The organism is Hafnia sp. HMSC23F03, from assembly GCF_001816025.1.
Taxonomy (GTDB): Bacteria; Pseudomonadota; Gammaproteobacteria; order Enterobacterales; family Enterobacteriaceae; genus Hafnia; species Hafnia paralvei.
In genome coordinates this window covers 177,176-185,614 of sequence record NZ_KV824188.1, presented here as the reverse complement: position 1 = coordinate 185,614, position 8,439 = coordinate 177,176, and the positions used below count along the sequence as shown (strand labels likewise).

Genomic DNA, 8,439 nt, shown 5'->3' with positions numbered 1-8,439 from the left:
TTTTTCCATAGATACTCCGGTTCAGATTTATAGTGCTCGTGAGCATATTTAAACAGCGCCTCTCTTTTCATGATGATTCCCTTATTAATTTCGTTGATGGGGGCATAATGAATGCTCTAGCCCTTGAAAACCTGTTGACGGTATCTTGGTATATTAGCCGGAGTAGGCTCTCATCATTCGATAGCCTTTCCGCAGAATTCGTCAAAAGTGCATGCTGCCGTAGGTGAGAGTCCGATGCAGTGGCTCGCAATTTTATGAAAAAAATGAAAATGGCTTTCATATCTTATTGTGACGTAATTCTATTACCATGCCTCAACGAGCCACTCGCTAACCAAGATCGCAGATAGCAGAGCTATAAGTGCTAAGATAGTATTCAGTCTCACATATAATCCTTATATTAATCTCTGCTATTGGAAGCACGTCCTTTGGCCGAAAAGATCACAACCTTACCTACGCGAACTACATTCACATCAACAAAGTTGGAGGAGAGCACCGAGTGTAAGTCTTGCTCAGAATCTTCCCTATTAGAAAAAATCCCCTTTGAGTTATAGATTTTCATCAGCTTATTTCCGAAACGGTTATGAGCGGCAGAATCACCTAAAATTGTTGCACCATAGAGTGTTCCGTCGGGTTTCAGAGCATTGGCCACATTTACAATAACTCGTTCTTTTTCTTTTAATGTACCCGGTAGACAATGCAATAAGTAAAACATAGAGATTGAGTCGAACTTCGCATGGTATTTAATGGGAATTGTCTCAAAGACGTCATGCTGGATACATTCTTTAATTTTGATTGCACTATCTCTACGGCTAGCAGCTGCGAGGCTGCTTGGGTTTAGATCCATGAGAGAGATATTAGTAGTGCTAGGCAGATAGGGTAGGTAAAACCCAGTGCCAACGCCAATATCAAGATGCTCCACTCCAGCATGCTTAGTGAAGTGAGGTATTAATTTTTCTTTGGTAGAACACTTCCATGCATACTTATTAGAAATACCCAGAACCCACCAATCGTATAACTTTAAAGTAAGTGGTGTATAGGCTTGTGATCCTGCAGTCGTTGATTTTTTCATATTTCCAATGTGTTATTATTCATCATAGTATCATTAGAGCAGTCTATTCTATCGAGATCAAACGGAAAGGTTTGATGGCGGGTTGAGGCATGTGGTGTGTAAAACCTAGATTTAATAATAAAAAGGTGCTGGGGTAAACAATAGAGCCAGCACCCATGGCAAATTAACGGAATGGATTATCGAGTGGTATTTCCGCGTCTGGTTCGTGTGTGATTCTATTACGGAGATCACGTCTAATCATTTCGATAGCCCAGAACCAAACGATATGTCCAAATAGCTCAGAAATATACTCATCAGCTGGAAGCATCGAGAGGGAAGGCGTTAACCCGAGCAATGGGAAGCTAATCCAATGCACTGCGATTGTAGCCACAATACCTGCTAAGGCGCCTTGCCAGAGTTTTACTTTTGGGAATATCTCGGCAACGATACAATAGCCGATAGCGAATATCAGCGAGAAGATGATATGAGTAATCATCACGGGATTGATAATGTGCTCAGAGAAAGTGTAAACAGTAGCAGTTGGGTCTATGCCTAAGTAGTCTCTAAGGAACAGGAATGGTGGGTTGAATTCATCACGGCCACCAGTAAATGTTCTAGGTGGTAATGGTACTTCGGCACCCCATTTAACGAATGCGGACATGATACCAGCAATGATACCGACAAAAATTGCAACACCATAATGGCGGCGATTTGGCTGTGTCCTTATGAATAGGTCTTTAATTTTCACCTGTCATCCCCTACAAAAGAAATATTTAGTTGTTTTAGTGGTCAAGTTGAACAATAACCATTATTAGCTTAACCGATTTAGCTAACTTTATTTGATATGTTAATTTTTCCAGCGCTGGACAACCGATCAGCAATCAGTCGTCATCAAAGAAACGCGAGTTCGGATGCTCGATCCCTGCATCAACATAATCAATCGCTCTCTTGAGTGCCTTCATCAGCTCCTCAGCCTTATCCCGCCTCATCACTATCTTCTGGTCTGGGAACTCAACAGTAGTCCATCTAGCTACTCCAGAAGCCATATCTTTGAACCAGTCACAGCATCAAACTAAAACTTAACCTACCTTCGTCGGATATTAACCGACCCCTAAGTCGGGTAAATTGCGGAAAATTTATCTTCAATTATCAGTGCATTAGATTGAATAACCGACTTAACCAACCTAACCGACCACTTTCTGCTTATATAGAGAGAATTTTTTCATGCTGAGATTAGATAAATCATGAGGTGAGATTTCCTCAAAAAAAACTACAGTAGAGGCTAGAGAAAATCACATGGGGGTACTTTAGGGGGTATCTATAAGTTTATTGATTATAAAATAGCTTAAGATCAATTGGTTAAAGTGTGTATTTCATTCCTATTATCGGCACCATTAAATCAAGTAGTTAACCTTCAATTACTTATCCTTATCTGCATACCAGCCAGCCATGTAAGCATTTGCAATGTATGTTTATACTCCCCACCAGCCACCAGCCACCAGCCACCAGCCACCAGCCACCAAGGTTTACATGGCCGTTGATTGCTAGGTGCGGACGTTGTATGCGTTATGGCAGAGTGTGTCTCCCACTGCTCCTGTCGTATATAAGCAGGCCTCAAACATCTTCTCTAAACGCCAGCGTTTAAGTATTAATCAGGCTTGATATTTGGGTGTTCAGGCAACAGTTTCAGCCATACTTGGTAATACAGCATCTCTCGCATGTTGTTGTACCAATGGTTTTATAATGTCAGATTGACTAATTTATCTATATGAATCTCGGCTGTAATTTTATTCAAACTCCATTGAATCAAACCACTCCTGCTATACATCAATACAATACTTACAGATCCGAACTAAAATCACCTTTTTCTGCCCGAACGCAATTCACAAGGATATCCCAATGGCCATTTTCCAGTCGGGCGACACCAAAGGTTCCGGCAAGAACCAACGTTGTTTCAGTACAACTGATATAGCCAGAACACATTCTTACTTCAGCTGGTAAATCTGCTTCAATAACATCATCTCCGATTATTTGCCATACACCATAGTCAGATGTTGCCCAACCGCGATCCTGAAACCATACCATTTGTCTGAACGGCAAGGTTAACGCCCCTCTATGGATCATCTTCCATTGATCTTTTCGACCTTTAAATACAGTACCACTTTGCGCACCAATATAGACATGGCCATCCTGACCACAACAGATAGATTCAATGAGCATGTTGCTAGGGAAATGAATTTGTCTCCATTCATCGCCATCGAAATGCCAGACATCACCTTTACCGCCTGCTGCATAGATATCATCCTCAGAAAAACCATCAATGCAATCAAAACCAGCAGCATTCAAGAATAACATCTGTTCACGGATCGTTTTAATTTCATCTTGTGCCGGTAGATGGATACCTTTATTTAGGCTCTCCCAATTATTTCTGTCTATCCTGCGAACAACATTGCGTGCGCATCCTACAACATACACACGTCCACTAATAGCCCGAGTATTGCTAATGGCAAATTTATATGGGATCGGATCTTCAAGCCCTTTAAAACCACTTCCTATAGCAAAAACTTCATTTGCCATTGTAACGCCCACATACTGACTAAAAGGAATACTGGTTGTCGCTGAAAATATTTCTTCCATTCCTTCATAACCGCTGTACCCCCATTGCTCCCCTAATGGCTCTTCAAAAAAAAAGGAAACGAATTTTTTCCTTGCCAGATGTTCTTCTAATTCTGGGGCTATATCGTTTCGTTTTTCTCGAATGGTTATATAAATATAACCATTATCTCTTACCGCAACACCATTAATATAAAACCCTTTGAATATTTCATTGTACTCGTCTTGAGTAATAAGCATGTCTTTAATCTCATATTAGTTTGATTTATTCTTTCCAGGATAAGAGTATGGAAGGGATTGTGCTCCTCCCATGCTACTATTTGTATTTAAAATATTAGGCTTACACATGTTGTTATAATAGTCATCTAATTATTTCTCAAGACATTTACGCTTGCATAGAGATTACAGAAATGTTTTGACTCTATTGCCATATCACAAGCATCATCGTAGCTAATACTGTTCTCTTTATCTCCCCATTCAAACACGGGTTATCTATAATCATCTATTTTATTTTTTTTCTATCTATTTTCCTGTATGATCCCCACTCAGGAATACTTTGTATCTTCCCTGATTCATCCAGTCATTGAGATATTTTTTTATTTTCTCTATTGGCGCGTGAATTTTTGTCCTGATAACTATCGAGTTACGTATATTTTACCAAAGATATACTCATTTAAATGTAGATAAATAACATATCACTATATGGCTTTTTTTGTTACTTCAAGATAAGTTTTTAATTTAAAATCCCTACATATTACCCATGACTCCGTAAAAGGAATCCTGATGTTTGGCTTATTAAAAACACTTACCGTCCATTTATAATTCCCAAAAAAATTAAAGCTAACCGAGTTAGAATCTACTTCCATATTCTCAAAATAGCCATCGCCATATGCTGATATTAATTTTATCTTTTCCAGAATACCTTTTTTGATATCAAAAAGATAAATGGTTAAACCATTTTCATATAAAAGACCATCAGTTAAAAATAGGAGGTAACGATTATTATCAACCCAAACAGCCGCTTCAAGGACAGCCCCCCATATAATAACTCCCGTTTTATTGCAATAAATCAGGAGTTCCGAGTAACATTGTTCCGGAGCTTCTCCAACGCTATCAATAGCAACCAAAGAAAAAATATTTACCTGCTCCATTAGCATTAACTCAAAATATCGCTCATTTCCCATGCAGTCATTACTGCTCCCACAAAGCCACCTATCTCGTTTTCTAGAATGAAATCCACTGCTCCTGTCGTGTATAAGCAGGCCTCGAGCATCTTCTCTAAACACCAGCGTTTAAGTATTAATCAGGTTTGAAATTTGGGTGTTCAGGCAATAGTTTCAGCCATACTTGGTAATACAGCATCTCTTGCATGTTGTTGTACCAATGGTTTTATAATGTCAGTATCGACTAATTTATCCATATTAATCCCGGTTGCAATTTATTCAAATTCTATTAAATCGAACCACTCCTGCTATGCTTCAATACAATAATTCCTGAACCGAACTAAAATCACCTTTTTCTGCCCGAACACAATTTACAAGAATATCCCAATGGCCATTTTCCAGTCGGGCAACACCAAAATATCCAGCAAGAACCAGTATGTTCTCGGTACAACTTATATAGCCAGAACACACTTTTACTTCCGCAGGTAGATCGGGTTCAATAACATCATCTCCGATTATTTGCCATACGCCATAGTCAGATGTTGCCCAGACGCGATCCTGATGCCATACCATTTGCCTGAAGGGTAATGACAGTATCCCCTGATGGATCATCTTCCACTGGTTATCCCGGCCTTTAAATACAGTACCACTTTGTGCTCCGATATATACATAACCGTCCTGACCACAACAGATAGACTCAAGAATCATGTTACTAGGAAAGTGAATTTGCTTCCATTCATTGCCATTAAAATGCCAGACATCACCTTTACCTCCAGCGGCATAAATGTCAGTTTCCGAAAAACCATCGATACAGCTAAATCCTGCGGAGTCCAGAAATAACATTTGCTCGTAGACTGTTTTAATTTGATCTTGTGCAGGCAACTGAATTCCTTTACTTAACATCTCCCACTGATCTCGGTCAGTCCTGCGTATGACGCTACGCGCGCAACCCACAACATAAACACGGCCACCAATATTTCGAACATTCCTAATTGCAAATTCATATGGAATAGGTGCTTCAAGACCGACAAAGCCACTGCCAACAGCAAAAACTTCATTTTCCATAGTAACGCCAATATACTGGCTGTAAGGTACTGTGGCCGAGACTGATAATATTTTATCCATACCTTCATACCCACTAGCCCCCCATTGTTTACCTAATGGTTCATCAAAAAGAAACGAAATAAATTTTTTCTTTGCCAGATGCTCCTGCATTACTGGATCTATATCAACTTTTTCTCGTGCTGTTATATATATGTAGCCTGTGTTTCTTACCGCAACATCATTAATATAGAACCCTGTAAATATTTTCTCATATTCTGTTTGAGTGATTATCATAAAAAATCTCTTAAGTGTTATTTTGAGGCAATCACAGGATCATGAGGGAATGGCCGTGACTGTTTTCCTCCCATACCACTATTTGCATTTAATATATTAGGCTTGCACATTTTGCTATAATACTGATCTAATTGTTCCTTTAGACATTTAGGGTTACATAGAGACTCAGGGAAAGTTTCCATTACAGCTTTAATCGCCATATCCCTGGCATCTTCATAATCAATTTTATTACGATCGCCGAATTTAAAAAAAACAGGTTTCTTGTAATTATTTATTTTTTTGCTCATTTTACTATGTATTTGACCATGACTTCCCTATTCGGCATTATTTGTTGTACCTTCAACGCAAATCGTGGGGGCATTTTTATGAGCTTGACTACTATCATTCTTATAGTTAGGACAATTTGTATTGTCATAAAACATAGCTCCGGGTAAAACATGATGACCTGTCTGTCCGGGACAACATCCATGCCCGTCTAAATCCTCAGCCTGATTATAGGGAACAAAAATACATTTTTTGGCTCTAGTACAGGAGTTAAGTCGGCTTAACAGCGACATCATATCTGTCATTGCTTTTTCAGGTTTATCAGCAGCATCTTTTAATATCTGCTCGATTTTACCTGGCAAACGGTCAAGCTCATCTTTTGCTGCACTAAAAATCTGGCCTGAAATTTGGGTATCCAGGCAACAGTTTCAGCCATACTTCGTAGTAGCTGAGAGCGGTTAATGGCAGGTAAATTATGTAATATATTAATATGTACCTGATTATCCGACTCCAGGGCTAACAGCCAGCAAACAAATGCTTCACCGTCAGCCTTCCTGACCTGCTGCACGCAAGCTGTCAAGATGTGCATTCAGTTGCCGATGAAAATGATGCCGTTTTTGCGAGGTTATTAGTGGTGAAAAATACCCAGCATTCAATAATTACTGATCCGAACTAAAATCACCTTTTTCCGCCCGAACGCAATTCACAAGGATATCCCAATGGCCATTTTCCAGTCGGGCGACACCATAGGCTCCGGCAAGAACCAGCGTTGTTTCGGTACAGCTGATATAGCCAGAACACATTCTTACTACCGCGGGTAGATCTGCTTCAATAACTTCATCCCCAATTATTTGCCATACACCATAATCAGATGTTGCCCAGACGCGATCTTGAAACCATACCATTTGCCTGAACGGTAATGACAGTAGTCCACGAAAGATCATCTTCCATTGGTTATCCCTGCCTTTAAATACTGCGCCACCTTGTGCTCCGATATATACATAACCATCCTGACCACAACATATAGACTCAATAATCATATTACTCGGGAAATGAATCTGACGCCATTCATCGCCATCGAAATGCCATACATCACCTTTGCCACCAGCAGCATAAATATCAGATTCGGAAAAGCCATCAATACAATCGAAACCAGCGGCAGATAGAAATAACATTTCTCCACGCCTATTTTTTACTTCCTCTTTTGTTGGTAATTTAATGCCATTGCTTAATGTTTGCCAATTGTTTTTATCAATCCTGCGGACAACATAGCGAGCACTTCCAACAATATATAATCTTCCACAAATTGTTCGGCAATTTCTGACCGGTCTTCCTTCGGGAATTGGGTCCTCAAGTCCAGAAAAATCATTTTCTATCACCAACACTTCTCTACGGACATCAACCCCTACATATTGATTTGATGGTGTTTCCGTTGTGGCAGAGTGTATTCTATTCATATTCTTATATGTTATAAATCTCCATGAATTATCAATACTTTTATCAGAATGAAAAGTGACAATTCTTTTTAATGCCCGACGCTCTTCCATTACAGGATCAATGTCAGCAGCTTCTCTTAATGTCAAATAAATACATCCATTACTCCCGGCCGCAACGCCAATAATATAATAGCCAGAAAAAATAATGTCGTATTTATCTTTAGGGATTAACATAGCAATTACCTTATAATTTAACTGTGAGGCCGAGGTCTCACTGGACCAGGGCGACCATCACCTGTCAGTACGGTTTAACAATGGAGTGCCATTGCTGACCATCAAACATATCAACTTTATATGTCCCCGCAACAATCAGCACACCGTCACGGGCATCAATATGGCCTGATAACACGACTTTTTTATCGCCATCCATAGGTCGTTCCAGGACTTTGCCGTCCCATATCTGCAACTGATAATCTGAGCTCAGCCACAGCTTATCCTGAAACCACACGGTTTCATTCCACAGAATTGTGGAGCCGCCTTTTGCCACCTGCTGCCAGCTATGTCCCCGGCCCACCCA

Annotated in this window: 8 protein-coding genes and 2 pseudogenes; all 10 read right to left on the bottom strand. The window is 39.9% G+C overall.

The genetic code is table 11. The features are described 5' to 3' along the window. Positions 1–71, bottom strand: a pseudogene (locus HMPREF3091_RS22795) (MmcQ/YjbR family DNA-binding protein); the annotation flags it as partial. A 326-nt stretch (positions 72–397) separates the two neighbouring features. After that, positions 398–1,069, bottom strand: coding sequence for a class I SAM-dependent methyltransferase (locus tag HMPREF3091_RS01980; protein ID WP_070713755.1), 672 nt, complete (start codon positions 1,067–1,069; stop codon positions 398–400). Positions 1,070–1,232: 163 nt separating this feature from the next. Next, positions 1,233–1,796, bottom strand: a complete 564-nt coding sequence (locus HMPREF3091_RS01975) for a YagU family protein (protein ID WP_070713751.1) — start codon at positions 1,794–1,796, stop codon at positions 1,233–1,235. Between the two features lie 1,091 nt (positions 1,797–2,887). Then, the gene (locus HMPREF3091_RS01970) at positions 2,888–3,901 is read right to left on the bottom strand and encodes a beta propeller repeat protein (RefSeq protein ID WP_246839942.1); all 1,014 of its coding nucleotides are present in this window, start codon (positions 3,899–3,901) and stop codon (positions 2,888–2,890) included. 458 nt (positions 3,902–4,359) lie between these two features. After that, on the bottom strand, positions 4,360–4,812 hold the full coding sequence (locus tag HMPREF3091_RS01965; RefSeq protein WP_070713892.1) for a hypothetical protein: 453 nt from the start codon (positions 4,810–4,812) through the stop codon (positions 4,360–4,362). 327 nt (positions 4,813–5,139) lie between these two features. After that, complete coding sequence (locus HMPREF3091_RS01960; RefSeq protein WP_246839941.1) at positions 5,140–6,162, bottom strand: beta propeller repeat protein; 1,023 nt, start codon at positions 6,160–6,162, stop codon at positions 5,140–5,142. Positions 6,163–6,179: 17 nt separating this feature from the next. Next, the gene (locus HMPREF3091_RS01955) at positions 6,180–6,449 is read right to left on the bottom strand and encodes a hypothetical protein (RefSeq protein WP_070713748.1); all 270 of its coding nucleotides are present in this window, start codon (positions 6,447–6,449) and stop codon (positions 6,180–6,182) included. A 27-nt stretch (positions 6,450–6,476) separates the two neighbouring features. Beyond that, entirely contained in the window at positions 6,477–6,788 is a 312-nt protein-coding gene (locus tag HMPREF3091_RS22435) for a hypothetical protein (RefSeq protein ID WP_139146185.1), read from the bottom strand. Between the two features lie 297 nt (positions 6,789–7,085). Continuing rightward, positions 7,086–8,096, bottom strand: a complete 1,011-nt coding sequence (locus HMPREF3091_RS01940) for a beta propeller repeat protein (RefSeq protein ID WP_070713740.1) — start codon at positions 8,094–8,096, stop codon at positions 7,086–7,088. A gap of 64 nt (positions 8,097–8,160) precedes the next feature. Then, a pseudogene (locus HMPREF3091_RS01935) lies at positions 8,161–8,439 on the bottom strand (hypothetical protein); the annotation flags it as partial.

Coding starts and splice junctions, on each gene's coding strand:
- HMPREF3091_RS01980 (WP_070713755.1), bottom strand. CDS start 1,069: ATGAAAAAATCAACGACTGCAGGATCACAAGCCTATACACCACTTACT.
- HMPREF3091_RS01970 (WP_246839942.1), bottom strand. CDS start 3,901: ATGCTTATTACTCAAGACGAGTACAATGAAATATTCAAAGGGTTTTAT.
- HMPREF3091_RS01965 (WP_070713892.1), bottom strand. CDS start 4,812: ATGGAGCAGGTAAATATTTTTTCTTTGGTTGCTATTGATAGCGTTGGA.
- HMPREF3091_RS01960 (WP_246839941.1), bottom strand. CDS start 6,162: ATGATAATCACTCAAACAGAATATGAGAAAATATTTACAGGGTTCTAT.
- HMPREF3091_RS01955 (WP_070713748.1), bottom strand. CDS start 6,449: ATGAGCAAAAAAATAAATAATTACAAGAAACCTGTTTTTTTTAAATTC.
- HMPREF3091_RS01940 (WP_070713740.1), bottom strand. CDS start 8,096: ATGTTAATCCCTAAAGATAAATACGACATTATTTTTTCTGGCTATTAT.